The sequence below is a fragment of the Microbispora sp. NPDC004025 genome (assembly GCF_053604425.1).
On record NZ_JBSGHN010000017.1, the window covers coordinates 196,952 to 223,924 of the forward strand.

Genomic DNA, 26,973 nt, shown 5'->3' on the forward strand with positions numbered 1-26,973 from the left:
CTGCGGCGGGTCCCGTGGGGAACGGCCGCGGACGACGGGCCGCGGCAGGGTCACGAGACGGCGGCGGACTCGGCGCCGGGTCTCTCGGAAAGGCGCGTGCCCTGGCTGAGGGGCACCAGTTCCGACTCCAGCACGAGTGCCGCGGCGCCGACGGCGGAGGCCGTGGCGGCCGAGCGCGACAGCCGGACGTCCACGACGTGCGTGCCGCGGGAGAAGGCCGTCCGCCGCAGTTCCCGTTGCACGACGGGGAGGTAGACCGAGCCGGCGACGGCGAATCCCGGCCCGGTCAGCACGAGGACTTCGAGATCCATGATGTTGGCCAGGGTTCTGGCGGCCGCCGCGATGTAGCGGGCCGACCTCTCCAGCAGCGCGAGCGCCCCCGGCTCCCCCCTGCGGGCGGCCCGGCTGACGGCGGCGAAGTCGGCGGCGGTCGAGGCCCGTATCCCGCGGGTCCCCAGGCCGGCGGCCCTGGTCAGGGCGGGGTCGGCCCGCACGGCCTGCACGACCGCGGCGGCGCCGGCCATCGCCTCGACGCAGCCGCGGGCCCCGCACCAGCACTCGGGGCCGTCGATGTCGACGCAGACGTGCCCGAACTCGCCCGCGTTGCCGCTGGGACCGCGGTAGGTGATGCCGTTGATGACCAGGCCGGCGCCGATCCCGGTGCCCAGATGGACGACCGCCGACGACGTGGTGGTGCCCAGGCCGCCGGACCAGTGCTCGCCCAGCGCGGCGGCGGTGGCGTCGTTGTCGAGCACCACCGGCAGGCCTGTCGCCTGTTCGAGCGCCTGGCCCAGGGGGAACCCCTGCCAGTGCCGCATGCTCGGTGGGGTGAGGCCGATGCCCCGCGTGGGTCCGAGAGGGCCGGCGGAGACCAGGCCGACGCCCAGGACCCGCTCGCGCTCCACGCCGATGCTCTCGATCAGACCGGAGATCTCCGCCGCCGTCCTCGACACGACCGTCGGGGGCTCGTCCGCGCCCGCGCCGCGCCTGGTGATGCGGGCCACCACGGTCCCGGACAGGTCGGTCAGGACGTGGGTCACGCCGCCGTGGTCGAGGTGCACACCGACCGCGTAGCGGGCGGTGTGGTTGAGCTGGAGCAGAACCCGCCGCTTCCCGCCGGTCGACTCGGCGCGGCCGGTCTCGACCACCAGGCCTTCCTCGATCAGCCTGCGGACCAGTGCGGAGATCGTGGGGCCGGTGAAACCGGTGGCGGCGGCCAGGCCGACGCGGCTGATCGTGCCCGCGGCCCTGATGGCGTCGAGGACGGCGGCCTTGCTGCTCGCGTGCGGCTTCGCCTTCACTCCTGCGCTCACTGCCGTCCCGTCCCGACCTCGATCACCCCGGCCACTGCGAGCCTACAAGTCCTGGCTGCGCCCCTGTTGCGGCGCTCTGAACAGGCCGCGCGCCCGGAAAGGACCGGAGCGGGGCCTGACTGAAAGTTTCACCCGTCGTTGACTTACTTAAGTCGCCTACTTAAGAATCTCGCACTGTTTATCAGATTCGCCGGGCAGGAGAGGAAATCAATGAAACTTCGTGTCGCCTGGGCGACAGCAGCCGCGGTCGGCCTCGTCGCCGCCGCCGGTGCCGCGGTCATGACCGGCCCGGCATCCGCCGCCGGCGCGGGCTGCTCGGTGAAATACAAGGTGGTAAGCGAGTGGCAGGGCGGATTCCAGGGTGACGTGTCGATCACCAATCTGGGGGACCCGTGGTCCGGCTGGACCCTCGAATTCGACTTCCCCAACGCCGGCCAGGGCGTGAACAACGGCTGGAGCGCCGACTGGTCGCAGTCCGGCTCGCACGTCACCGCCAAGAGCCTGAGCTGGAACGGCGCCGTCGCCTCGAACGGCTCGGTGTCGGTCGGCTTCATCGGCAAGTGGAGCGGCGGCAACCCGGCGCCCACCGCCTTCAAGATCAACGGAGTCGCCTGCGGCGGCGCCACCGGCAGTCCGAGCCCGAGTCCCAGTCCGAGTCCGAGTCCCAGTCCCAGCCCGAGCCCGAGCCCCAGTCCCAGCCCGAGTCCGAGCCCTGATCCGGGTGGGCCCGCGCCGCAGCTGCACGTCTCCGGTAACAAGATCGTCACCGCGGGCGGCAAGCCGTACCGGCTGCTGGGCGTCTCCCGTTCCAGCGGTGAGTTCGCCTGCGTCCAGGGCAAGGGAATGTGGGACTCCGGCCCGGTGGACCAGGCGTCGGTCGACGCGATGAAGAGCTGGAACATCCACGCCGTCCGCATCCCGCTCAACGAGGAGTGCTGGCTGGGCATCAACGGCTCGCCCAGCGGCGCCGCCTACCAGCAGGAGGTCAAGGGCTACGTGAACCTGCTGGTCGCCAACGGCATCACGCCGATCATCGACCTGCACTGGACATCGGGCGCCTTCAGCAACGGACCGGACTGGCACTGCAAGGACGCCACTGCGACGTGCCAGAAGCCGATGCCGGACGCGCAGTACGCTCCCCAGTTCTGGACCGGCGTCGCGAAGACCTTCAAGGGCGACAACGCGGTGGTCTTCGATCTGTTCAACGAGCCGTACCCGGAGGTCGGCAGCGACTGGAACAAGACCTTGGGCTGGCAGTGCCTGCGAGACGGCGGGACTTGCACCGGCATTCCCTATGAGGTGGCCGGCATGCAGGACCTCGTCGACGCCGTCCGGGCGACCGGCGCGACCAACGTCCTCATGGTGGGCGGCCTGGAGTGGGCCAACGACATGCGGGAGTGGCTGGCGTACAAGCCGAACGACCCGCTGAACAACATCGCCGCATCCTGGCACTCCTACAGCTTCAACGCCTGCGCCACGGCGTCCTGCTGGGACACCCAGGTCGCCCCGCTCGCCGCGAAGGTTCCCGTGGTGATCGGCGAGTTCGGCGCGGACAACTGTGGCTACGACTACATGGACCAGGTCACCAAGTGGGCCGACAAGAATGGCTTGTCGTACCTCGCCTGGACCTGGAGCCCGTGGGGCTGCAGCACCGGCGCGGTGCTCATCAAGGACTACGCCGGCACCCCCGAGCCGGGCATCGGTGAGGGCTACCGGGCGCACCTGCTCACCCAGAATCCCTATGCGTGACACCTGTCCCGACCGCAGGTGACACACCGGGACCCGGCGCTGCGAGGTGGCGGGTCCCCCTGGCCGCTGTCCCCGGCCCATGCCGAGCTGCTTTATCGTGGCGGGTTCCGGGCTCGGGCGAGGCCCGGACCCGCCACGAGACCGCGAAGCGGTCAGCGGTGGGTGTGGTGGGCGGCGCGGAACGATCGGGTCTACCTCGACGCTGTCACTTGACGCGATTGTGCCGATGCGTATCGTCACCGATACTCGTCCGGTGGACACCGCACTGGGGAAGTCGCAGGGTGATTCGGGCACGTCGCGGCAGGACCGGCCACGACGTGCCCGAGGCGTTGGAACGGCGGCAGCGGGCACGCGGCGCCACAGCTACCGCCCGAGGCTCCGCAGGGCGGGAGCCGCGGGAATCGTCGCGGCGGCCGTGCTCGTGGCCTTCCCGTCCCCGTCCGGCGTGGCCGCCACCGGCGCGGCCGGTGACCGGCCCATCGACTGCCGTGACTGGATGCGGCCCGGCGCCCACACGGTCAGGAACGCCAAGCCCGTGTACTCGCTGACAGTCGGCAAGCAGAGCGACGAGGTGGACGTCACGCTGTGGCGCGGCGACGCGGGCCCGGGCGGCGAGTGGCACTACTGGGCGGCCCTCACCGGGCGCACCCACCCCGGTGACGCGGTCTGGCTCGAGGTCTGGCCGCCGGGCGGCGGCCCCTGGCATCGGTGCGGCCCCTTCCCGGTGAGCCGCGACGGCCAGGCGGTCTCGTCCCCGATGGCCGTCTGGCGTCGTTTCACCCTCGTCCGCGCCTGCGGCCGCCACCACGACGTCAAGGCGTGCGGCCGGGACAAGGGCGCGATGGTGGACTGACTCCCGGTGAGGGCCGGCCCCGGGGAGGCCGGCCCTCACCGATCACCCGGTCAGCTCGTCGCGCAGGGCGAGCCGTTGAGCGTGAACCGCGTGGGCGCGGGGTTGCCGCTGTTGTCCCGGCGGGCGAGGAAGCCGAAGGTCACGCTGCCGCCGTTCGCGGCGATCGTGGCGTTGTAGCCGGCGTTGGTCACCGTGACCTTCGACCCGTTCTGGGTGTAGGAGCCGTCCCACAGCTGGGTCACGATCTGCCCGTTGCCGTACGTCCAGCCGAGCCGCCAGCCCTTCACGGCCGAGGCTCCCCGGTTGACGATCCGGACCCCGGCCTGGAAGCCGCCGGGCCACTGGTTGGTGACCGTGTACGTCACCACGCAGGCGGCGGCCGGCGTCGGCGAGGAACTGGGCGACGCGGACGGGGACGGGGACGGGCTGGGGCTCGGCGAAGGCGAGGGAGAAGGCGAAGGGCTGGGGGAGGGGCTGGGGGACGGGCTCGGCGAAGGCGAAGGCGAGGCTGATGGCGAGGGAGAGGGGGAGGGGGAGGGCGACGGGCCGGTGCCCTCGGGGATCACGACGGTGCTGATCGAGTCGGCGGGGAACGTGCCGGTGAAACCGGCCGCCCCCACCCGCACGTCGGCATCGCGCCTGATGGCCGACGTGTCGGCCGCGCCGTACCGGTACACCTGGGCGGTCGTCCCGCCGCCGCGTCCCTTCACCGCGACCTCGCTGGTCAGGTCGTCGCCGGTCTTGTTCACCACGACGAGCGTGAGCGCCTTGTCGGAGGCCCGCTCGGCCGCGTACACCGCCAGCTTGCCCTGGTCGGCGCTGGTCGCGCCGACCGCGGTCTCGCCGAACCGGCCGCCCTCGCCGTCGTAGTTCAGGTACATCCGGAAGGCGTACGCGCCGGGCTGGGATGCCGTGGGCGGTCCCCACAGGGTGGCGAGGTCGAGGCCCTCGCGGCCGAAGATGCCGAGGATGTCGGCCTGGGTCAGGGCGCCGTTGATGTGGTCGAGGGCGCCCCAGTTGTACTCGGTGATCGCGGTCTTGGTGCCCGGATACTCGGCGGCCACCAGCCCCTTCATCCGGGGGATGAGCTTGACCTGGGTGCCGATCCAGCTCTCGTCCGTGTACGAGGGGTCCCACAGCGCGCGGGTGGAGCGCAGGCGCAGGGCGTCGGTGGCCGGGTCGCCGCCGGAGCCGAAGGCGACGCCGGACGCCTGCGGGTAGAAGTGCTCGTCGAAGTAGTCGAGGACGCGCAGGCCGTGCTCGTCCTCGTACTTCTTCATCTGCCGCAGATACCAGGTGGTGAACGGAAGGCCGCCGCGGACCTCCTTGTCCGGGGGGTTCGACCAGCAGCCGGTCCGGCCGCAGGTCTCCTGGTCGAGGCCGGAGTAGTCCCAGGAGGACCAGCCCCAGCCGACCGGGCCGAGCGTCTTCGCGCCGGGGTCGGCGGCCTTGACGGCGGCGCCGATGAGGTAGGCCTTGTCGCGCAGCTCGACCGAGCTCGCGCCCTCGGGGTGGACGTCCCGGTGCGTGCTGTGCCAGATGTCGGGCTCGTTGTCGAGGTTGTAGAACTTCACGCCGCCGGTCGCGGCGGTGCCGTACCTGCCGGTGAGGTGGCCGATCCAGTCCTTCACGTACGCCGCGCCGGCCTCGACGCTCGTGTCGTGGGGGTCGTTCCCGGTGATCTTCGTGCCGTCGGGCTTCACGCCGTCGCCGCAGTCGGGCCGCCACTGGTCGGTCCGCTGCTGCGGGCCGTACTCGGCGACGGAGAACCCGCAGGAGGCGTCGCGGCCCTTGGGAACCCAGCCGATCAGGGGGACCGTGAGGATGGTGTCGGTGCCGGTGCGGCGGTCCTGCTCGACGAACCGGTCGGCCGTGGAGCCGTCCGGCAGCTTCGACGGGTCCGGGTTGTCCTCGGCGATGTTCTCGAAGAACCAGTCGGAGGCGCGGTTGCTGGTGTCGTACAGGTAGTTGTAACGAGTCGTGGCGTTGCCGCCCCACCGGCGCACCGGGAGGCGCAGCTCCTTGGCAAGCGTCTCGTCGGCGAAGTTCATGCCGTAGATGTACGGGCTGATGGGGTGCCGCCCGGTGGTCGTGTCCACCGTCAGCGCCGGGCCTTCGGCGGCCGCCAGTGCGGGCGGCTGTCCGGCCGCGCCGACCGACAGGGCGATCGCCGCGGTGAGGGCGATCGGGAGCGTTCGCGTTCGCACGGGTCTCCTCTCGAGTCCCTGGGGGGTTCTGGGGCCGCCGGATGCGAGGGGGAGCAGCCCGTCGCGGCCAGGGCATCACGCTGGCCAAGACCCGGCCCGGGAACAAGAACGCGATTCGCCGGAGCGCCGCGGGGACGCGCTGAGCAGCCACACTTAGGGACCGCCCCTGGAAGTTTCACGACCCGGCCGCGCCGGACGTGTCACAGCGTGCGGCGGAGCCACTCCTCGACGCCCGCCACGTGGACCGTCGCCCACGCCCTGGCCACCTCCGGCCTCCGGGTCGCGATCGCGTCGCAGATCATCACGTGCTGCTCGCGGGTGTCGTCGAGCACCCCCTCCTGGGTGAGGCCGCGCCACACCCGGGCGCGTGTCGTCGGCCCGGAGAGGCTGTCGAGCAGCGAGCAGAGCACCGGGTTGCCCGACCCCGCCGCGATGCGCTGGTGGAACCGCAGGTCGTTGGCGACCAGCTCCTCCACGCTGGGGTCGTCCGGCAGCGCGTCGAGGATCGCGCGCAGCTCCTTGACGTCCTCGTCCGGCATGTTGATCGCGGCCATCGCGGTTGCGGCGGGTTCCAGGACGCGCCGCACCTCCAGGAACTGGAGCACGGTGTCGTCGCGGTGGAAGTCCACGACGAACGACAGCGCCTCGAGGAGCAGATGGGGCTGGAGACTGGTGACATAGGTGCCGTCGCCCTGCCGTACGTCGAGCACGTTGATCAGGGCGAGGGCGCGCACGGCCTCGCGGAGGGAGTTGCGGGACAGGCCGAGCCGTTCGGCCAGGTCGGCCTCCTTCGGCAGCCGGTCACCCGGAGCGAGCTCGCCCGACGTGATCATCTGCTTGATCTTGTCGATCGCCGCGTCCGTGACCGCCACAGCCACCTCCACCGTTTCCTCGCGAGCGAGGTGCACACATCCGATGTCCAGCAGTGTAGAGGTGCGCGATGCGCCGTGTCGGGCGGGGCTCCGACGGTGTGACGCCACTTCGCGGCCCTCGGATGGCGATCGGCGGCACCGGGCACGTCCGATCTCCTGTCCCGCCGGGCCGCGGTGTGGCCGCTTTCAGGGTTTGCGGCCGACGCCGCCCTGGACCACCATCCGGGTGGGTACGGAGTCCATCGCGGGCCGCCACCGCTGCACCGGCACCATGCCGGGCTCCACCAGCTCGAAGCCGTCGAAGAACCGCAGGAGTTCGCCGCGGGTGCGGAACGTCGAATGCGCGGGGGTGCCGGCCGTCGCGGCCTTCAGATCCTCGACGGCCTCGGCGTCGCTCTCCGCGGCCATGTTCGAGACGGCCACATGGCTGCCGGGCGCCATGCGATCGCGCCACCGGGCGACGATGCCGTGGGCGCCCTCCTCGTCGGAGACGAAGTGGAGAACGGTGACGAACAGCACTCCGACGGGTTCGTCGAAGTCGATCAGCGCACGGAGGGCGGGATGGTCCATCACCGCGTCGGGGCGGCGGATGTCCTCCTCGATGGTCGCCACATGGGCGTCGGCCGTGAGCAGGGCGTCGTTGTACACCTTCACGAGCGGGTCGTTGTCGACGTAGACGACCCGCGCGGACGGGTGGACCTCCCGGGCGATCTCGTGCACGTTCGGCGACGTCGGGATGCCCGCACCCAGGTCGACGAACTGCCGGACGCCCTGGGCGGCCATGAACCGCACCGCCCTGGCGAGGAAGGCGCGGTTCGCCTTCGCGACCGATCGCGTGTCGGGCGCGAGCGACAGGAGCCTGCCCGCGACCATCCGGTCGATCTCGTAGTTGTCCTTGCCGCCCAGCAGGTAGTCGTACACCCGGGCGGGACTGGGCACCCTGGGGTCGGTGCCGGCCGGTGTCTCCGCCACAGCCGCCTCCCGTCCCCGCCGATGTCCTTCCGGCGATCATAGTCCGGGGCCGTGCCGTACGGCAGGCCCCGGGCGGGCGGGGTGGTTCACGGCGGCCGCGCGGTGAGAAGGGGCTACCGGCCCGGGCCGGGACATGGGCGACCGCCCCCGGGCTGGGAGCGGTCGCGGACGCGGCGTACCGGCATGTCGTTGAGGCCGCCGGCGCCGGAGGCCGGGACGGGGCCGGCGCTCCGGTGCCGCGAGTGGTCAGGCGCGGGTCCAGCGCTGGTTGGCCTGGCCGTTGCAGGTCCAGATGATGACCTTGGTGCCGTTGGCGGTGCCGCTGTTGTAGGCGTCCAGGCACTTGTTCGCGCCTACGGCGGTGATGGTGCCGTCGGCGTTGAGGCGCCACTGCTGGTTGTTCTGGCCGTTGCAGTCCCAGATGATCACGTTGGTGCCGTCGGCGGTGCCCCGGTTGGACACGTCCAGGCACTTGTTGCCGTAGACGCGCAGCTCACCCGAGCCGGTCGGCGTCCACTGCTGGTTGTTCTGGCCGTTGCAGTCCCAGAGCTGCACCTGCGCGCCGTTGGCCTGCGAGACACCCGCGACGTCGAGGCACCGGCCCGACCCCACCCCCTTGATCGCGCCGGTCCCGGTGGGGGTGGGCGTGGGGGACGGCGTGACCAGGCCCCCTCCGCTCACGACGTACATGGCCGCCCCGTGTCCGGGCACCTGCGCGCTGATCGTCCCGGACGAGGAGCCGGTCGTGTGCGCCCACAGGTCGCGTACGGAGTAGGAGGAGGCGGAGCCGAGCCCGAGGGCGGAGGCCGTGGTGGACACCGTCGCCGCCGAGGTGCCCCGGTTGAGCAGCACGACCGCGACCGAGCCGTTGGACATCGGCTTGCGCCACACCTCCAGGTTCCCGTTGTCGCTGATCTTGTGGCCCTGCCTGCCGCCCCAGTCCTGGTTGACGGCGATGACCTCGGTGTTGGTGAGGATCGTGCGGGTTTCGGCGCTCATCGAGCGGATGTCGTTGCCCGCGATGAGCGGTGCGTTCAGCAGCGACCACAGGCTGAAGTGCGCCCGCCCCTCGGTCGCCGTCAGCGAGCCGACCCCCACCTCCAGCATGTCGGGGTCGTTCCAGCCGCCCGGCCCCGAGTACGCCTCCAGGCCGACCTGCTGGTCCAGGATGCCCATGACCGAGTTCCAGTTCGCCTGGATGTCGCCCGTCGTGCGCCAGGAGTTGCCGGTCTGCATCCCCCAGGTCCAGACGCTCTCCTGGCCCCAGTTGCACAGGCTGAACAGGATCGGGCGCCCGGTGGCGGCGAGCGCGTCGCGCATCGCGGTGTACCGCTGCTGCCCGTTCTTGCCCTGGTGGTCGCCGCAGTTGTCGTACTTCAGGTAGTCGATCCCCCAGGAGGCCCACAGGGCGGCGTCCCGCCGCTCGTACCCCAGGCTGGCCGGGTAGCCCGCACAGGTCGTCGTCCCGGCCGAGGAGTAGATGCCGAGCTTCAGGCCCTTGGAGTGGACGTAGTCGGCCAGCGCCTTCATGCCGCTGGGGAACTTCTGCGGATCGGCCACCAGGTCGCCGCTCGCGTTGCGGCTCTTGGTGGACCAGCAGTCGTCGATGTTTACGTAGGTGTAACCCGCCGCCGCCATGCCGCTGGACACCATGACGTCAGCGGTCTGCCGCACGAGCGTCTCGTTGACGTTGCAGCCGAAGCTGTTCCAGTCGTTCCACCCCATCTGGGGCGTACGGGCGAGCCCGTTGTCGAGCGCGGCGGCCGGTGACGTCGCGCCGCCGGCCGCGACGAGGGACCCGGCGGCCAGCACCGCCGCCAGCGTCCACCGAACGATCCTGTGCATCTGACTCCTTAGCCGCCGAAGATCGGTCCCGGGTCTGATAGCGATAACATTTCCGGCCATGCGTCCGGGTGGTTGGTGGTGTGCGGCGGAGCCAATACGACGCCGCCGGTCCCGTCAAGAGGGTTCGCCGGGCGTGCTCCCGCCGGACGCGGCGCCGCCTGCCCTCACGGGCGCACGGTCGTGGGATCGGCAGGCGGGCCGCCTGAAAGTTTCACATTCAGGGGTACACGCCGAGGGTTTCGGAACGTTACCGCGACCGGCCCGTCATCGCCGCAGGAAGACGACTCCCGCGGCCAACCAGGGCGCGAAACTTTCCGGATACGGGTCTTGACATATTTCGTGGCGGTTTCTCACACTGAGCCCGGGCGGCATCCCGCCGGGGCAGTGGTGGGCGGCGGGACCGCCGCCCGTGGCGCGTCCCCGGTGCGGTGGCCGTGCTGGTCGTGTGCCGGTTGCCGGTTCCACGCGGTGTCCCGCGTCCCCGTTCGACGTCATCCGATTCGGATGGCGGCACCAAAGTTTTTGTTAACGCTAACAAAGCGAGATGTCCAGGAGGCCACGTGTCCCCCTCGTCCCTCAGCCGGCGCCGGCTGCTCCAAGCCGCCGGCGTCGCCGTCGTGGCCTCCGCCGTCGGAGAGGTCGCCGGCGCCTCCGCCGCCGGAGCCGCCGTCGCGCCGGCGCGGGCCGACATCGGCGTGTCCGCGTACGGCTTCGAGCTCGGGCAGGTGCGGCTGACCGGGGGCCGCTGGATGGAAAACCAGAACCGGACGCTGTCGTACCTGCGGTTCGTCGACGTCAACCGGTTGCTGTACAACTTCCGGGCCAACCACAGACTGTCCACCGCCGGCGCCGCCGCGAACGGGGGATGGGACGCCCCGAGCTTCCCGTTCCGCACCCACATGCAGGGGCACTTCCTCTCCGCGTGGGCCCAGGCCTATGCCGTGCTCGGGGACACCACGTGCCGGGACAAGGCGACCTACATGGTCGCCGAAATGGCCAAGTGCCAGGCCAACAACGGCGCCGCCGGGTTCAACACCGGATACCTGTCCGGCTTCCCCGAGTCCGACTTCACCGCCCTGGAAGCCCGCACGCTGAGCAACGGCAACGTCCCCTACTACTGCATCCACAAGACGCTGACCGGCCTGCTCGACGTGTGGCGCCTCATCGGCGACACCCGGGCCCGCGATGTGCTGCTGGCGCTGGCCGGCTGGGTCGACTGGCGGACGGGCAGGCTGAGCAGCAGCCAGATGCAGAACATGCTGGGCACCGAGTTCGGCGGGATGAACGCGGTGCTGACCGACATCTACCAGCAGACCGGCGACGGGCGCTGGCTCGCCGTCGCGCAGCGATTCGACCACGCCGCGGTGTTCAACCCCCTGGCGTCGAACCAGGACCAGCTGAACGGCCTGCACGCCAACACCCAGGTGCCCAAGTGGATCGGCGCGGCCCGCGAGTACAAGGCCACCGGCACGACCCGCTACCGCGACATCGCCACCAACGCCTGGAACATCACCGTCGGCGCGCACACCTACGCGATCGGGGGTAACAGCCAGGCCGAGCACTTCCGGGCGCCCAACGCGATCGCGGGCTACCTCACCAACGACACCTGCGAGCACTGCAACAGCGTCAACATGCTCAACCTGACCCGCGAGCTGTGGCTGCTCAACCCCGATCGGGTGGCGTACGTGGACTTCTACGAGCAGGCGCTGCTCAACCACATCATCGGCGCGCAGAACCCGGCCGACGGCCACGGGCACGTCACCTACTTCACGCCGCTCAAGCCGGGCGGCCGCCGCGGTGTGGGCCCGGCGTGGGGCGGCGGCACCTGGAGCACCGACTACAACTCGTTCTGGTGCTGCCAGGGGACGGGGCTGGAGGTCAACACGCGCCTGACGGACTCCATCTACTTCTACAACGGCACCACGCTGACGGTGAACCTGTTCGCCCCCTCGGTGCTGGACTGGACCCAGCGCGGCATCACGGTCACCCAGACGACGTCCTATCCGGTGAGCGACACCACGACCCTCACCGTCACGGGCAACGCCGCCGGGTCGTGGTCGATGCGCGTCCGCATCCCCTCCTGGACCACCGGCGCCACCATCAGCGTCAACGGCGAGCAGCAGGACGTGGACACCACCCCCGGCACGTACGCCGTCCTCACCCGGTCCTGGGCCTCCGGCGACACGGTGACGGTCCGCCTGCCCATGCGCGTCGTCATGAAGGCCGCCAACGACAACCCGAACGTCGCAGCCATCACGTACGGCCCGGTCGTCCTGTCCGGGAACTACGGGAACACCGCACTGTCGGCGCCGCCCGCCCTGAACACCGCGTCCATCACCCGGACCGGCACCACCGCGCTCGCCTTCACCGCGACCGCCAACGGCGCCACGGTCAACCTGGGCCCGTTCTACGACGCGCACGGGCACAACTACACCGTCTACTGGAACACCGGCGGCAGCGGCGGCGGGGGAGGGACGGCGAGCTACCGGCTGGTCAACGCGGCCAGCGGCCTCGTGCTGGGCGTCCAGAACATGTCCACCGCCGACGGGGGCCTCGCGCTGCAGTGGACCGACAACGGCACCGCCGACCACGACTGGGAGCTGATCGTGGACGGCACCGCCGTACGGTTCCGCAACGTCAACAGCGGCAAGGTGCTCGGCGTGGAGAACATGTCCACCGCCGACAACGCCCGCGTCCTGCAGTGGACCGACAACGGCACCGCGGACCACCGCTGGACGATCGCCGACGCCGGCGACGGCTCTCACAAGATCCGCAACGTCAACAGCGGCAAACTCCTGGCCATCCTCAACGGCTCGACCGCGAACGGGGCGCAGGCCGTGCAGGACCCCGACAACGGCGGCGCGGACAACCAGTGGCGGTTCGTGCCGAACGGCGCCCGGCGCATCCAGAACCTGGCCAGCGGGCTGGTGCTCGGCGTGCAGAACATGTCCACCGCCGACGGCGGCCTGGTCATCCAGTGGGGTGACACCGGAACCGCCGACCACCTCTGGACCGCGGTGGTCGACTCGGGCGGCTACCTGCGCCTGCGCAACTCCAACAGCGGCAAGGTGCTCGGCGTGGAGAACGCCGCCACCGCGGCCGGGTCGCGGGTGCTCCAGTGGGCCGACAACGGCACCTCCGACCACCGGTGGCGGCTGCGCCACGGCGCCAACGGATACTTCCGCATCCAGTGCGCCAACGGCGGCAGGGTCCTCGGCCTCAGCGGCGGCTCCACCGCCCAGGGCGCCCAGGTCGTCCTCGCCGACGACAACGGGGCGAACGACCGCCTGTGGCGGTTCGTCTGACCGGCAGGGGAGGGCGTCAGGCCCGCCAGCGGTAATGGGCGTCGGGCAGGTTCTCCTCGTTGCCGCCGCCGTCGCCCTCCGCGACGAGGGTGAAACCGTGCCGCTCGTAGAACCGCCGGGCGCCCGTGTTGCGCTGGAAGACGTACAGGTCGAGCCCGTGGGGGCGCGCCTGCTTGGCCTGGCCGAGCAGCGCGCTCCCGACGCCGCCGTTCTGGGCGCCGGGCGCGAGATACAGGTGGTCGAGCCAGCCGCCGCGCAGGGCGGCGAACCCGGCGACCCGGCCGCGCAGCTCGGCCACCCACACCTGCGACGACGGCAGCACGACGCCGGCGATCCACGCCCGGGTCTCCTCGTCGGAGTGGAGACGGGGCAGGTAGGTCATCTCGGCCCGGGCGGCGAGGAACACCTCGGCGACGTGCCCGGCGTCTCCGGGCCCCGCGCGGCGGATCAGCGGCGGGGCGTCGTGGACGGTCACCCCCGCCCTCCTCTCCGTGCGGCGGACGGCCGGGCGGCGCCGCTCACGACCCGGCGCCCAGGGCGTCGCGGGCCGCCATCAGGGCGAAACCGAGCAGGTTGAGGCCCTGCCAGGTCGAGGGGGAGGCGGCGCGCTCGTCGCCTGCGGTCAGGCCGATGCCCCAGATCCGGTCGTACGGGCTGGCCTCGACCAGGACCCGGTCCCCGGTCGCGAGCAGGTACCGCGACAACTCGGGGTTCTGGCCGAACTTGGCGATGCTGCCGCGGACCACGATGTCGAACCGGCGGGCGTCCCACACCTGCTCGTCGAAGCCGCGTACGGCCCGGCCGAGCTTCTTGGCCTCACCGGGATGACCGGCGGCGAGGATCTGCCCGGCGGTCCGGTCGTCGCCGAACAGCCAGGCCTTGTGCGCCATCATGTAGTGCTCGGCGGAGGCGAAGGTGTGGCCGTCCTCGGTGAAGGTGACCGGCCACCACTGCGACAGGCAGCCGGGGCCGACGCCTCCGTCCCGGGCGGGCCGGTGGCCCCAGAAGTACAGGTAGCGGAGGGCGCGGCCGTCCCGCTCCGCGGCGACCGCCTCGTCCACACTGCGCGGTAACAGGATCTGCTCGGACACGCCCACACCGTGCCACAGACGGCCTCGCCCCGGCCATCGGGTTTCGGCGCCGCGCAGCGCCGCCCTGCCTCGCGCCGTCCCGCGCCGTCCCGCGCCGCACCGCCAGCGCCGCACCGCCCCGGGCCGGATGTGACCTGCGGCCCTAAGCTACGTGACGGGATCGGCCCAGCGGATCCCCGTGGCGAGCCGGTCGTCGCCGAACCACGCTGCTCGTCGGTCCCCAGGGATGCTCCGGGCGTGACCGTCCCCGGGAGGAGAAGCCCGTGTTACCAGGAGGCATGACCCGGAAACGGGCGGTCTGGCTCGTCCTGGCTCATTGTCCCCAGGCCTTCGTCCCCGGGTGGTTCAGAAGCGGCTTCTGGCCACCCCTGCCGGCCCGGCGAAGGGTATGGCGCTGGGCACGCGTGCCGGGGTGGTTGGGCGACGGGGCTCTCCCGGTGGTCGTGGGAGTGGCCGCCGGGGTCGTCGCCTGGCTCCACGGTCACCGAGAGCAGGCGCCGATGGTGATCGCGGGCATCGTGATGATCGCCGTGCGGATGATGCCTTTCGCCTGGCCGCGGCGCGTGTGTCAGGCGCACGTCGCCCGGCGTGCGGACCACCCCGAGCTGTACGCGATGGTCGACGAGGTGGCCGGGACCCTGGGAGTGCGACGTCCGTCGCGTGTGTGCTTCATGGCCGTCGCGGAGGCGGCCGCCTTCCGGCTGGGACCGCGGCGTACGGAGCTGTGGATCGGCCTGCCGTACGCGATGGGCTTCGACCGGGCGGAGCTGCGAGGGTTGATCGCCTTCGAACTCGCCCTCCTGGACGCGTGCCGGACGCGGCCGCTCGCCGCGCTCATGGAGCTCTGGGCGTCGGTGCCGATCAGGAAGGACGCCGTCCGGGCGGAGGTAGCCGCCGTCGTCAAGGCCCTCATGCTGCGGGCCGACGAGGCCGGCTGCCTGGTGTCGGACCGCAGGACCATCGCGACCGCGCTTCTCCGCGGTGCGCTCCTGCCCCATTCGCTCGGCTGGTTCGCCGGCCGCTACGCCGAATTTCTGCCCGGCTTCGGGCTGTTCGCCGTGGACCTCTACCAGGGCTGGCGCTGGAAGGTGTTCGAGGACGACCTGCCGGCCCGGCTCACGCCGCGCTACCGCGAGTTGTACGCGGCGGACCCGCCCAGGCACGGGTTCATGCTCGATCGGATCGCGGAGCTGGGGGTCGCCCCGGACGAGCCGCTCCGGCCGGCGGAGGACCCGATCGTGCGGGCGCTTCACCCTGCCGTCGAGGAACGGTTCGCCCGATGGCTGCTCCGCGACCACACGGCGGGCCGGACGGTGTACTGGTCCGTCGGCTTCGCGGACATGCCCTTCTCGGTCTGGGACGCATTGATCGAACAGGGCCACGACAGCGTCCTGCTGGCCGTGGCCCACCTTTCCGGGCGGCCGGACCCGGCGCTCGACGACCTGATGGAGATCGTGGCGTCCGGGCGTATCGAGGAGCTCCAGTGGGAGCACAGGGAGGAGTCGTGCACCCACCCGTCTCCCGGAGTCTGCGCCCTGTTCCCGGTGCTGCACCGCACGCTGCGGATGCGGGGCTACACGTACGTCAACGCGCTGCGCCATCGGGAACTCGCCGGGCCGGACGGCGACGTCGTCGACGTCGTACGGCTGGCGCAGGCGATCGAGCGGGGGGACCGGCTGCCGGGGATCCTCGTGCCCGCGACGGCGTCGTGAACGAGGCGATGCGAACCGGATCGGTGTCAGGGGCCGTGATCGGTGCGCTGGATGCTCGCGGACCGGAGTGGCCACCGTCCACCTCGGTGAGGACGCCCCCGGCCAGGACCGTCTACGCCGCCGGTCAGCCACTCGACCCGACGGGCCTCGTGGTCACGGCCGACTACACGGACGGCGTGCGGGACGAGGCCCTGGCCGAGGGGTACGGCGGTTGCTCCGTGTCGGGATACGACCCGGCCAACCCGGGGACGCAGGCGATGGCCGCCTCCTCCACGGTGGCGGGCACGGCGAAGACCGCCTCGTTCCGGTCCGCGTCATAGGGGTGTGAGCCGCGGCGACCGCCCGGTGCCGGGGCCAGGGCCTTAGTCAGTCCTGGGGCGTGGGCTCACGCTCCGAGGGGTCTGCCTTGGCTGCTGAGGATCAGCTTCTCGATGCGCTTGCGGCGCCTGGCGCTGGTGATCCGCAGGGCGACGACGAGCAGGGCGAGCAGGGCGAGGACGGCCAGTTGCGGCCAGGGCAGGGCCCAGACGGAGGTGTCGATGGAGACCCGTTCGGCGGTGACGCCGGGCAGGGGCTGGCCGGCGGGGGAGGGGATCGCCATGACGGTCGTGTTGATCACGCCCATCGGCCAGGCGCCGGTGACGTGTGCGGTGAAGGTCCGGCTGCCGCCCGGCATGATCTCTCGGGCTTTGGCGTCGGAGGTGTCGTTCCAGCCGCTTTCGCCGGTGAGGGTGGAGGTCAGGATCCGGGAGTCGGGGGCCAGGCGGACGTTGCCGATGTTGGCGACGGTGTAGGTGACCTCGACCGATCCGGCGGTGAAGGGGTTCCATGACCAGGTGTATTCGGCCTTGACGTCGCTGACGGCGACTTTGGCCACGTAGGCGCCGCTGACGCGGATGTTGAGGCGGACGCCGACCCGGTTTTGGACCCTGACCTGGCCGGAGACGGTGTCCACGGAGGCGGTCACGCCCGCGGGGTGGTCTCCGGGGGTGGCGTTTTGGGGGATGGTGACCTTCACGGGCACGACGGTGGTGGCTCCGGCGGCGATGGTGACCTTGTCGGGGATCTCGATCCAGGCGCCGCCGTCGACGGGTTTGGCGTCGGAGGGGCGCATGTCGAAGTAGCCCTTGGAGGTCAGGTAGCCGTCGTTGGCGTCGATGGCGAAGTCGACCGGCTGGGTGGAGCGGTTGATGACGGCGATGTGCTCGGTGGTCTGCTGCCCGCCGGCGAGTTCGATGTCGATGACGCGGCGGCCGTCGGGGCCGTTCGCGTCGGCGGGTACGACCGACCAGGTGACATCGGCGCTGGAGGGGGTGGCGAGGGCGACCACGGCGACCAAGGTGACCATGGCGGCCAGTACGGTCGCGCCGAGGGCATGAAGCACGGGCGGCAGGGCGTGGAGGCCCCGCGTGCGGCTCTTGGTCGGCAACGGTCTCTCCTGTCTCAGGATGGGCGTCCGGGCCGTGTCCGGGGGTGATCGATCGGGTGATCGATCGGCCCGGACGCCCACGTCTTGGGTGGAGTCCAGCCTCCGGTTCAGGACTGGTTGAACAGCGAAAGCGTCAGGGTGGAGTGGTACTCGCCGGCGGCGACGTCGACGGCGGTGCGCAGGGCGAGGTCGGCGTTGACCTTCGAGGTGCCGATCTCGTCGGAAGAGTTGGCGGTCGAGACCAGCAGCTCCTGGCCCTCCAGACCCACCTCGGGAGCCCCGGTGCCGTCGGAGATGACACTGGAGACCGGCTCACCGGCCGAGACCGCACCGGTGGAGGAGTCGCTCAGCAGACGCGGCTTCCAGCCCAGGTACTCCGGGCCGATGGTCTTGGCCGGGTCGTCGGCCGCGACGAACTGGCTGGCCTGGCCCACGACCGCCCAGTACTCCCCGTCGGGAATCTCCTCGGGGGTGCGGGTGTCGGTCACCGTGACCGTCGGCAGAGTGCCGGTGAACTGACGGGCGGCGGCGTCGGAGCCGTTCTCCTGCAGGGACACCCCGTTGTTGTCGGCCACGGTCATCGACAGCTGACCCGGCGTGGTGGTGGGCTGGATGTTCACCGACACGTCGATGCCGCTGCCGGGCTCGTCGTCGGCCAGCGCGGGACCGGCCAGGCCGGCACCGGCCAGGGAGAGGCCGAGCACCGACGCGGCGAGCAGCTGCGTGGTCCTGGTGATTTTCATGTGATCATTCGCTCCATCTATGAGGGGCGGGGCCGGCCGGCTGGTCGGCCGGCCGGCCCCGGGTTGTGCTAGGGCGGTGTCCTCGTCGTGGGGACCGTGGTCACCGCCCGTGTGCGGTCAGCGGCAGCTGGCCGCGGTGTAGGCCGCGTCGTAGGACGAGGTGACCTGCTTGCCGCCGATCGTCGCGGTGCCGGTCACGGTGACCTTGCCGGCGTCGATCTGGGCGGTCCGGGTGTTGAAGGACTGGTAGGCCTGCTTGCCCGGAGCCACGTCCGCCACGGTCTTCTTGCCGAACGGGGTGTTCAGCTCGATCGTGGCCGGCGCGTCGCCGTCGTTGACCGCCGTCACGGCGAGGTACACCGAGCTGCCGATGCAGCGCGGCGCGGCCGTGACGGTCAGCTTGACCTCCGCCGAGGGAGCCGCGGAGATCGTCAGCGAGAGCGTCTTGATCTCCTCGGTGTTCCCGGCCTTGTCGGTCGAGCGGTAGCGCAGCTGGTGCTGGCCCTCGCCCGAGACGGTCACCGGAGCGGTGTACGCCGTCCAGTCGCCGCCGTCGACCGAGTACTCGGTCTTGGCGACGCCGCTGCCGCCGGTCTCGTCGACCGCCTTCAGCGTGACCGTGACCGGGCCGGTGAACGAGCCGCCCTCCGGCTGCGCCGGGTCGGTCGTCGCCGTCGTCACCGGAGCGGTCTTGTCCTCGCTACCCGCCTTGATCAGCTTGAAGTAGTCGAACTTGACCGTCTTGGACGCGGTCTGGTTGGTGCCGATGGTGTAGACACCGACCTTCGACGCGTTCGCCACGGCGCTGTTCTTCACCGCGGTGACCGTGCCGTTGGTGGCCAGGTCGGTCCAGGTGGTGCCGTCGGAGGAGTAGGAGCCGGTGAAGCTGTCTCCCACCTTCTTCAGGCGCAGCCACCACACACCGGTGGTGCGGTTGTTGACCTGCGGCTGCGGGTTCTGCACGGTGCCGCCGACCTCGCTGCGCAGCTCGATCGTCCGCGCCACCGTCGACCCTGCGGCGTTGGTGGTGAGGAAGTCGAACTTCACGTAGTTGTCGTCGTCGCCGTAGACGATCAGGCCGCCCTGCTGGTACTGCTCGCTGAGAGCAGAGCCGTCGACCTTGGTCTCCAGCGTCCAGTCACCGCTCGGCGCCTTCTGCAGGATGAAGTTCTTCGGAGCGCCGTTGGGCGTCCCGTAGATGTCACCCGTGGTGGTGTCGATCTCCAGGTTGCCGCCCGTCACACGCAGCGTGGCCGGGTCGGAACGGACGATCGAGTCCCAACGGCAGTTGTCGAGCGAGGTGCCGTTGAAGTCGTCGTCCGGGTTCGGGCCGGTCGCCTTGTCGTCCGGCGTGATGTGGAACCAGTCGAAGGCCGCGTCCACCACCGGGTGGTTGGCCCCGGCCAGCGAGATCAGGCCGATCTTCGGGTTGGTGATCCCGGCGAGCGGCTTGGTCTCGGACATCGCGGTGAAGTTGCTGCCGTCCGACGAGTAGTGCGCGGTGATGTTGGTGCCGTCGCTGATGAACCGCACGTACACCGTGTCGGGGTAGGCGTCCCCGAGCTGAGCCGTGTTGCTCGCCGTCACCTCGTTGGGGTTGCCCTTGTCCTCACGGATGAACTGGAAGACGCGGTTGGCGTGGTTGGACCCGTTGGTCGACCGCGCCTGCAGCACCATCTTGGCGTAGTTGTCGTCGTCGCCGTAGATGATCAGGCCCGCCTGCTGGTACGCGTCACGCGCGTCCATGGTCAGCTTGGCCGTGGCCGTCCAGGCACCCGAGGGAGCCGGCTGCACGACGATGTTCGGCGTGTTGTTGGTCGTCTGGTAGATGTCGGTGGTCGACGTCGGGATGATGAGCTTGCCGTCGGCGACCCTGAGGTCCTGGTTCTCCCGGACGACCGACCAGCGGTCACGGTCGAGCTGGGTGCCCAGGAAGTCGTCGGAACGACCGGAGAAGCACACCGTGGCCGGCGCGTTCACCTTGATCTCGACCTTGGCGCTGGACGACGCGCCCTTGCTGTCGGACGCGGTCACAACGGCCGTGTAGGTGCCCGGCGCGTTGTAGGTGTAGCTCGCGTTCGCCGTCGTCGGCTGCGGCGAGCCGTTCACCCCGAAGTCCCACTTGTAGGTGATCGGGTCGCCCTCGGCGTCGGTGGCCGCCGCCGTGAAGTCGACCTTCAGCGGAGCGATGCCCGTGGTCGGGTTCGCCGTCACGGTCACGACCGGACGCTCGTTCTCCGTGGCGCCCTTGCCGATGAAGTCGACCCAGTTGAAGTTGACCAGGTAGGCGTCGTTGGCCGCGCTCGCCGGCTTGCGCACGACGAAGTAGAGCGGGCCGCTGGTCGTCGGAACGTTGTTCAGGTTGACCGTGATGTCCTTGAACGTGTTCCAGCCGCCGGTCGGGGCGATGTCCGCCGAGCCGATCAGCGTCCCGTTGTTCGGGTCGCCGGCACGGACCTGCACGGTGCCGCCGGCCCCGCCCGAGGCGGCACGCAGCCGGATCGCGCTGATGTTGGTGAGGTTGACCGGGTCGAACGACCACCAGTCGCCGTCCTGGACGAAGGCGATGTGCTTGGCGCCGCCCGCGCTGTCGGTGGTGTTCTCGGCCTCGACGCCGGCGGCGTCCGTGCCCACCCCGCCGGTCACCCGGCCGGTCTGCGTGAAGTGCTCGGCCTGCTTGCGCTTGGGCTGCAGGAGCACCTCGCCACGCCCGGTCAGCGACGGGGCGTCGCCGTTGCCCTTGTCGGCGTAGCTGGCCTCGATCGCGTAGTACAGGTTGTCGGTCTCGCCGTGGCCCGCCTGCTGGGTCTGGACGGTGCCCTCACAACCGTTGTACTGGTCGAGCGGGTGGCCGTGGCTGTCGTGACCCAGGATCGCCTGGATCTTGACCTTGTCGCAGTCGATCGTCCCGTCCTCGGGGTCGGTGACGGTGACCTTGAACTTCACCTGGTCGCCGAACTCGAAGAACGCGCCGTTCGGCGGCAGCTCCACCTTGACCGTCGGCCGGTTGTTGCCGGCGACGACGATGACGGCGGCCGTCGCGGTCTCGCCCTCCTCGTTCTTGATGGTCAGGACCGCGTTGTACTGACCCGCCTTCTCGTAGGTGAAGGAGGGGTTGGCCTCGGTGGAGTCGGTCTTGCCGTCACCGTCGAGGTCCCAGGCGTAGGTGAGCGCCTGGCCGTCCGGGTCGCGGCTGCCCTCGCCGGAGAACTTGACGGTCAGCGGCAGCGGGCCGTCGGTCTTGTCCGCCTCGGCGTGGGCGACCGGCAGGGGGTTGCCCTTGATGTAGTTGATGCGGTAGATGCCGGAGTCGGCGTTGTCGCCGCCGAAGCCCGAGCCCCACTCGATCATGTAGAGCGCGCCGTCGGGGCCGAACTTCAGGTCCATCGGCTTCTTGAAGCTGAGGGACGAGAGGATCCGGTTCATCTCGACGAGCTTGGTGCCGTTCTCGTCGAGCTGGAACGACCACACCTGGTTGTTGTTCCACTCACCGAAGACGGCCTTGCCGTCCCAGTAGGCCGGCCACTTCACGTTCGACTTGAGGTCGGCGTTGTAGCGGTAGACCGGGCCACCCATCGGCGCGCCGCCGCTGAGCTCGGGGAAGGTCGTGTTGGCCTGGTAGTGGTACCAGACCGTGGCCGGGATCACCGGCGGCAGGTTGGTCAGGCCGTCGTTGTTCGGCGACTCGTTGACCGGCGCGGCGCAGTTGAACGCCTGGCCCGACTGCCGGGTGTTGAAGTCGTAGTCGATGTACGGCGTGTTGTTGCCGATGCAGTACGGCCAGCCGTAGTTACCCGGCTTGGAGATGAGGTTCCACTCGACCGTGTTCTGCGGGCCACGGGTGGCGTTCGCCGAGTTGGCGTCCGGACCGTACTCGCCGAGCATGATGTTGCCCGTCTTCGGGTCGATACCCATGCGGAACGGGTTGCGGAAGCCCATGCCGTAGATTTCCGGCTTGGTCTTCGCGGTGCCCGGAGCGAACAGGTTGCCGGCCGGGACGGTGTAGGTGCCGTCGGCCTCGGGGTGGATCCGCAGCAGCTTGCCGCTCAGGCTGTTGGTGTTGGCCGAGGAACGCTGCGCGTCCCAGGCCGCACGGCCCGACCGCTCGTCGATCGGCGAGTAGCTGTCGGAGGCGAACGGGTTGGTGTTGTCACCCGTCGCCAGCCACAGGTCGCCGGTCTTCTGGTCCATGAGCATGCCGCCGCCGTGGTGGCAGCACTCGGCCCGCTGCACCGGAACGTCGAGGATCTTCTTCTCGCTCGACAGGTCCAGCGTGTCACCGGTGACCGTGAACCGGCTCAGCCGGTCGACGTTCGCCGCGCTGGGCGAGTAGTAGAGGTACACCCACTTGTTGGTGTCGAAGTTGCGGTCGAGGGTGATGCCGAGCAGACCGCTCTCGTTGGCCGTGAAGACGTCCAGCTTCGCGGCCGTGACCGTGCCACCGGTGGGCTTGATGACCTTGACCTCGCCGAGCCGGTCCACGTAGAACACGCGGCCGTCGTTGGCGATGCTCATCATCATCGGGTTCGACGTGTTGTCGTCGAGGGTGACCTTCTCGAAACTGCTGCTCTGCGAGGCCGAGCAGTCGGCCTTCTCAGCGCCGGCGGCGGTCTTGATGCCGCCCAGCAGCAGCTTCAGGAAGTTGGCCTCGCTGTAGTTCTCCTTCTGGTGGCCGAGGCCGGTGTACCACGAACGGCCGCCGTCGTAGTCCTGGCACCAGGTGTTCGGGTGGTCCGCCCCCATCGTGGCGCCGGTGTAGGACTTCTCGTCCATCGACGTCAGGACGTGGACCGTGCCACGCGGGTTCGTCTGGTAGTCGTACCACTCGTCGGTACGGACCCAGTTCGTCGGCAGGCCCTTGGTCGACGGGTGCGCAGGGTCCTCGACCTTGACGGTCGCCTGCTGGATCGCCGGGTGCTGCTTGAAGTACGCACCGACGAGCTTGCCGTACCAGGCCCAGTTGTATCCGCTGTCGGCGGCGGCGTGGACGCCCACGTAGCCGCCGCCCTTCTGGATGTAACGCTGGAACGCGTCCTTCTGAGCCTGGGTGCTCACCGGGTCGCCGGTCGTGGACATGAAGACCACGGCCTGGTACTTCGCCAGGTTCTCGTCGGTGAACGCGGCGCTGTCCTCGGTCGTGTCGACCGCGAAGTTGTTCTCCTGACCGAGCTTCTGCACGGCCGCGATGCCCTCGGGGATCGAGTCGTGCCGGAAGCCGGTGGTCTTCGAGAAGACCAGAACCTTGAAGTCGGGCTCCGCGGCCGCGGTGGCGGCCTCGGCGCTCACCGGCGCCGACAGGAGCGTGATGGCGGGAGCAGCGATGGCGAGTGCCATCGCCGCCGCGGACAGACGTCTGGGACGCCGTCCGCTTGGCTGGGCCGCGTTGTGCGGCCAGGCCCACGTTCGAGAACGTGGTGTCATGGAAAACCCTTCCTGACCGGGGGGACGTCAGGCAAGGCGCGCGCCGCCGCGCTTGTTGCCACTTGGTCGAAGCGGATATTTCGGTTGCTGGAGGGTGCCGTCTCCAGGTCTGTGGGGGCCGTCAGCGTCAGTAGGCTGCCGGCCTGGGTAATGAATCCATGATCGTGGTCGGGTCGTCGATGATCTGGTTCACCACCATGCTCGCGGCGCCGCGGGACGCGGCGCCGAAGCCGAGTGTCGAGGCGACGAACCGGCACTGAGTGGCCGGTGCGGCCATCACGAGCCGTTGCAGCTGGTCCTGCGCGTGCGGCAGCAGCCACTCGGCCAGTGAGGCGAAATAGCCTCCGATGACGATCACGCGGGGGTTGAACAGGTTGGCCACGATCGAGCCGCCGAGCCCGAGCCACTGACCGACCTGCGCCACCGCCTGCATCATCCGCCGGTCGCCCGAGGCCAGGCCCCGGGCGATGTCGGCCACTCGTTCACCGGGGTCCGGAACCGGCATGCCGGGCAGGCCGTACGCCTGCTCGGGCATGGCGGCGCGGACGAGCGCGGCCAGTCCGACCTTGGTCTCCCAGCAGCCGATGCGGCCGCAGCCGCACTGGTCGCCGTTCGGGTCGACCCGCAGATGCCCGACCTCGCCGGAGAAGCCGTCCGCTCCCCGCAGCAGCTTGCCGCCGGAGATGATGCCGCCGCCGACGCCCACCTCGCCGGTGAGGTAGACCAGGTCGGGCGTGCCCGCCGCGACCCCCGAGGTGAACTCGGCCAGTGCGGCGAGGTTGGCGTCGTTGTCCACGCGCACGGGCACGCGCAGCGAGCCGAGCATCGCGGAAAGCTGGTCCGCCAGCGGCAGGTCCTGCCAGTAGAGGTTCGGCGCGAGCGTCACGACGCCGCGCGCCACGTCCACGAGGCCGGGTACGGCCACCACGATGCCCGCGGGCATGGCGCCGGCCCGCGCCATCGCCTCCACGGACTCCTTGGCCACGAGCCCGAGCCGGCGCACCGCGCTGTCCGGGCGGCTGCCCATCGTGTCGAAGACCACCCGGCGCTCGACCAGGACGCGGCCGCTGAGGTCGGTGCCGTGGACCGCGATGTAGTCGACGTTGATCTCCATGCCCAGAGCGCCGACGTGCGCGCCGTGCAGCGCCACCGTCCGCCTGGGACGTCCGACGGCGCCCACGTGCTCGACGCCGAGCTCCCGCACCAGCCGCCGTTCGAGGAGCTCGGACATGAGGCTGGAGACGGTGGCCCGGTGCAGTCCCGTCGCGTCGGCGATGTCGGCGCGGGACAGGGTGACATGGTCGCGCAGTTCGCGGAGCACCATCGAGAGGTTCGCCCGGCGCAGCGCGGCGGGGCCTGCCGGCGGAGAGCCACCCCAGGGACGGGTGAGGTGCGACTCGTACGTCACTCTGCCCTCACCTGCCCTTTGTTTGTCTCTGAGATCAATTAATCAGGGTTGTAACACGCAGGTGTCCGAACGTGCACCCCCGGGACGCGTAACGAGTTGGCATCGCTCCGTTCCGCCGCAGGTCAGGGTCAATTTGTGACCTGGTTACCGGAACGTTACGCAAATCACTGCCGGTTCCCCCTTGTGCCTGGAGGAAATCAGCGCCTTTAATTCGGCCAGCCATGCGAACTAATTGAGGGAGAGCGGTGGACCACAGCAGGGCCGACGGCCGTACGGCCGACTCGCCGAGTCGGGGTGGGTCCGCGGGTGTTCCCGCGGACCAGGCCACCGTGCGCCGTTCCAACCTTGCTCTGGTGCTGCGGCACGTGAGCGCCTACGGCCCGTGCTCCCGGTCGGCCGTCGCCGTCGCGACCGGGTTGAACAAGACGACCGTCACTAGCCTGGTGAACGAGTTGCAGGCACGAGGGCTGGTCAAGGAGACCGGACCACAGCACGCCGGCTCCGTGGGCCGCCCGAGTGTCGCGCTCGTCCTGGACGGTTCGGGGGTCGGCGCCCTGGGCGTGGAGGTCAACGTCGACTACATCGCCGCCTTCGCCACGGACCTGGCCGGCAGAGTGCTCGCCGACCGGCGCATCGGCTTCGACGCCATGGGGTCCAGTCCGGAACACTCGCTCGACGAGCTGGCCCGGATGGTCGAGCGGACCGTCGCCGACCTCGACCGGATCGGGGTCGCTCCCGCGGGGATCACCGTGGCCGTTCCCGGTCTGATCGACACGACCACCGGCACCGTCGTCGTCGCCCCGAATCTCGGCTGGCGCGGGGTGGCGGTGGCCGAGCGGCTGTCCCAGGCCGACATCCGCGCGGACATCCCCATCGCCGTGGACAACGACGCCAATCTCGCCGCGCTGGCCGAGTTCACCTCGGGGGTCGCGGCGGGCACGCCCGACCTCGTCTACCTCACCGGCGAGGTGGGCGTCGGCGGCGGCATCATCTCCGGCGGCCGGTTACTGGGCGGCGCGGACGGGTTCGCCGGGGAGGTCGGCCACGTCATGGTCGACCCTTCCGGTGAGTCGTGCCGCTGCGGCCGTGTCGGCTGCTGGGAGACCAAGGTCGGACTGGCCGCGCTGGTGCGCATGGCCACGCCCGACCGCGCGTACGGCACCGGCCGGCAGCTCGTCCGCGACCCGGAGGAGCGGCTGGCCGAGATCGAGCAGCGCCGGGCCGAGGGAGACCCCCGCGTCGAGGCGGCCCTCGCGGAGGTGGGCCGGTGGCTCGGGCTCGGAGCCGCCACACTGGTCAACCTCTTCAACCCACGGGTGATCGTGCTCGGCGGCTACTTCGCCAGGCTCGCCGATCGGCTCATTCCCGCGGCCCAGGAGGAACTGGTCCGCCTGAGCATCACCGGGGCCGTCGACCGCTGCCGGTTCGTCGCCTCCGGCCTCGGTTTCGGCGCCGCCTCGCGCGGAGCGGCCGGCGTCGTCGTCGAACGAGCGCTGGCGGATCCCACGGCGATCGCGATCCGACATCGCAGCCATCGGGGGGCGTGAGGCACCTCGATGACCCAATTACCCCACTCGCGGTGGACCCGCGTGTCCACCGCTCCGTCCCCGCGTACCGCCCGTCCCCTCTGATCGTTCCGTCCCCCCAGACTTCCCGTCCGTCCGACCGTCCCGCTCGGCCGCCGGCACCCCCGCCCATCCCGCGTGCCTGCGGTCATAGCGCATGCGGTCGGGCGGACGGGATCACCACCTGTCTCTGCCCCTCACCACAAGAACGTCCCGCCCGCCTGACCGGCTGTCCGGACCGCAGCGGCACCGTTGACGCCGACCTCGGTGCCGCCGCGGTGGTGCCAAACCGGCGCCGTCAGGCGGGCGGGGCCACCACCGTGTCCCTATCCCCAGGAGGCTCCTGTGCCGCAGTCATCGTCCGACTCGGCGTCTCTACTCGTTATGCGAGGAATCGTCAAGCAGTTCCCCGGCGTGCGTGCGCTGGACGGCGTGGACCTTGAGGTCAGGGCCGGGGAAGTGCACTGCCTGCTCGGCCAGAACGGTGC

General features: G+C 70.5%; 17 protein-coding genes. 6 read left to right on the forward strand and 11 right to left on the reverse strand.

What is annotated here, in order from left to right; all coding sequences use genetic code 11:
* Window positions 1-50: 50 nt before the first annotated feature.
* Window positions 51-1,301 carry an ROK family protein gene (locus tag ACWEQG_RS33355; RefSeq protein WP_452290909.1) on the reverse strand — a complete coding sequence of 417 codons (1,251 nt, stop codon included), beginning with the start codon at window positions 1,299-1,301 and terminating at the stop codon, window positions 51-53.
* A gap of 222 nt (window positions 1,302-1,523) precedes the next feature.
* On the opposite strand from ACWEQG_RS33355, the gene ACWEQG_RS33360 reads away from it, so the two are divergent.
* On the forward strand, window positions 1,524-3,062 hold the full coding sequence (locus ACWEQG_RS33360) for a cellulase family glycosylhydrolase (RefSeq protein ID WP_452290911.1): 1,539 nt from the start codon (window positions 1,524-1,526) through the stop codon (window positions 3,060-3,062).
* A 253-nt stretch (window positions 3,063-3,315) separates the two neighbouring features.
* Complete coding sequence (locus ACWEQG_RS33365; protein WP_452290913.1) at window positions 3,316-3,915, forward strand: hypothetical protein; 600 nt, start codon at window positions 3,316-3,318, stop codon at window positions 3,913-3,915.
* 50 nt (window positions 3,916-3,965) lie between these two features.
* On the opposite strand, the gene ACWEQG_RS33370 is transcribed toward ACWEQG_RS33365, so the two are convergent.
* The 4 genes from ACWEQG_RS33370 to ACWEQG_RS33385 all read right to left on the reverse strand — a co-directional run bounded on the left by ACWEQG_RS33370 (window position 3,966) and on the right by ACWEQG_RS33385 (window position 9,811).
* Complete coding sequence (locus ACWEQG_RS33370) at window positions 3,966-6,122, reverse strand: glycoside hydrolase family 44 protein (RefSeq protein WP_452290915.1); 2,157 nt, start codon at window positions 6,120-6,122, stop codon at window positions 3,966-3,968.
* A gap of 200 nt (window positions 6,123-6,322) precedes the next feature.
* On the reverse strand, window positions 6,323-6,994 hold the full coding sequence (locus tag ACWEQG_RS33375; RefSeq protein WP_363473951.1) for a FadR/GntR family transcriptional regulator: 672 nt from the start codon (window positions 6,992-6,994) through the stop codon (window positions 6,323-6,325).
* A gap of 186 nt (window positions 6,995-7,180) precedes the next feature.
* The gene (locus ACWEQG_RS33380; protein ID WP_452290917.1) at window positions 7,181-7,966 is read right to left on the reverse strand and encodes an SAM-dependent methyltransferase; all 786 of its coding nucleotides are present in this window, start codon (window positions 7,964-7,966) and stop codon (window positions 7,181-7,183) included.
* Between the two features lie 246 nt (window positions 7,967-8,212).
* Complete coding sequence (locus ACWEQG_RS33385) at window positions 8,213-9,811, reverse strand: lectin (RefSeq protein ID WP_363473947.1); 1,599 nt, start codon at window positions 9,809-9,811, stop codon at window positions 8,213-8,215.
* Window positions 9,812-10,371: 560 nt separating this feature from the next.
* On the opposite strand from ACWEQG_RS33385, the gene ACWEQG_RS33390 reads away from it, so the two are divergent.
* Window positions 10,372-13,116, forward strand: a complete 2,745-nt coding sequence (locus ACWEQG_RS33390) for a beta-L-arabinofuranosidase domain-containing protein (protein WP_452290919.1) — start codon at window positions 10,372-10,374, stop codon at window positions 13,114-13,116.
* 16 nt (window positions 13,117-13,132) lie between these two features.
* Here ACWEQG_RS33390 and ACWEQG_RS33395 read toward each other — a convergent pair whose 3' ends face one another.
* On the reverse strand, window positions 13,133-13,591 hold the full coding sequence (locus ACWEQG_RS33395) for an N-acetyltransferase family protein (RefSeq protein WP_452290921.1): 459 nt from the start codon (window positions 13,589-13,591) through the stop codon (window positions 13,133-13,135).
* Between the two features lie 43 nt (window positions 13,592-13,634).
* Complete coding sequence (locus ACWEQG_RS33400; RefSeq protein WP_452290923.1) at window positions 13,635-14,213, reverse strand: NADAR family protein; 579 nt, start codon at window positions 14,211-14,213, stop codon at window positions 13,635-13,637.
* A gap of 398 nt (window positions 14,214-14,611) precedes the next feature.
* Between ACWEQG_RS33400 and ACWEQG_RS33405 the strand changes: the two genes are divergently transcribed.
* Both ACWEQG_RS33405 and ACWEQG_RS33410 read left to right on the forward strand, forming a co-directional pair.
* Entirely contained in the window at window positions 14,612-15,919 is a 1,308-nt protein-coding gene (locus ACWEQG_RS33405; protein ID WP_452290925.1) for a hypothetical protein, read from the forward strand.
* An 86-nt stretch (window positions 15,920-16,005) separates the two neighbouring features.
* The gene (locus ACWEQG_RS33410) at window positions 16,006-16,239 is read left to right on the forward strand and encodes a bacterial Ig-like domain-containing protein (RefSeq protein WP_452290927.1); all 234 of its coding nucleotides are present in this window, start codon (window positions 16,006-16,008) and stop codon (window positions 16,237-16,239) included.
* A gap of 65 nt (window positions 16,240-16,304) precedes the next feature.
* On the opposite strand, the gene ACWEQG_RS33415 is transcribed toward ACWEQG_RS33410, so the two are convergent.
* The 4 genes from ACWEQG_RS33415 to ACWEQG_RS33430 all read right to left on the reverse strand — a co-directional run bounded on the left by ACWEQG_RS33415 (window position 16,305) and on the right by ACWEQG_RS33430 (window position 24,920).
* Window positions 16,305-17,348, reverse strand: a complete 1,044-nt coding sequence (locus ACWEQG_RS33415; protein ID WP_452290928.1) for a WxL protein peptidoglycan domain-containing protein — start codon at window positions 17,346-17,348, stop codon at window positions 16,305-16,307.
* Window positions 17,349-17,455: 107 nt separating this feature from the next.
* The gene (locus tag ACWEQG_RS33420) at window positions 17,456-18,091 is read right to left on the reverse strand and encodes a hypothetical protein (protein ID WP_452290930.1); all 636 of its coding nucleotides are present in this window, start codon (window positions 18,089-18,091) and stop codon (window positions 17,456-17,458) included.
* A gap of 117 nt (window positions 18,092-18,208) precedes the next feature.
* Window positions 18,209-23,425: a ThuA domain-containing protein gene (locus ACWEQG_RS33425; RefSeq protein WP_452290932.1), complete on the reverse strand. Its 5,217-nt coding sequence runs from the start codon at window positions 23,423-23,425 to the stop codon at window positions 18,209-18,211.
* A 214-nt stretch (window positions 23,426-23,639) separates the two neighbouring features.
* The gene (locus tag ACWEQG_RS33430) at window positions 23,640-24,920 is read right to left on the reverse strand and encodes an ROK family protein (protein WP_452290934.1); all 1,281 of its coding nucleotides are present in this window, start codon (window positions 24,918-24,920) and stop codon (window positions 23,640-23,642) included.
* Window positions 24,921-25,165: 245 nt separating this feature from the next.
* Here ACWEQG_RS33430 and ACWEQG_RS33435 point away from each other — a divergent pair, with 245 nt between their 5' ends.
* The gene (locus tag ACWEQG_RS33435; RefSeq protein ID WP_452290935.1) at window positions 25,166-26,467 is read left to right on the forward strand and encodes an ROK family protein; all 1,302 of its coding nucleotides are present in this window, start codon (window positions 25,166-25,168) and stop codon (window positions 26,465-26,467) included.
* Window positions 26,468-26,973: the final 506 nt, after the last annotated feature.

Coding starts and splice junctions, on each gene's coding strand:
- ACWEQG_RS33360 (WP_452290911.1), top strand. CDS start 1,524: ATGAAACTTCGTGTCGCCTGGGCGACAGCAGCCGCGGTCGGCCTCGTC.
- ACWEQG_RS33385 (WP_363473947.1), bottom strand. CDS start 9,811: ATGCACAGGATCGTTCGGTGGACGCTGGCGGCGGTGCTGGCCGCCGGG.
- ACWEQG_RS33420 (WP_452290930.1), bottom strand. CDS start 18,091: ATGAAAATCACCAGGACCACGCAGCTGCTCGCCGCGTCGGTGCTCGGC.
- ACWEQG_RS33425 (WP_452290932.1), bottom strand. CDS start 23,425: ATGGCACTCGCCATCGCTGCTCCCGCCATCACGCTCCTGTCGGCGCCG.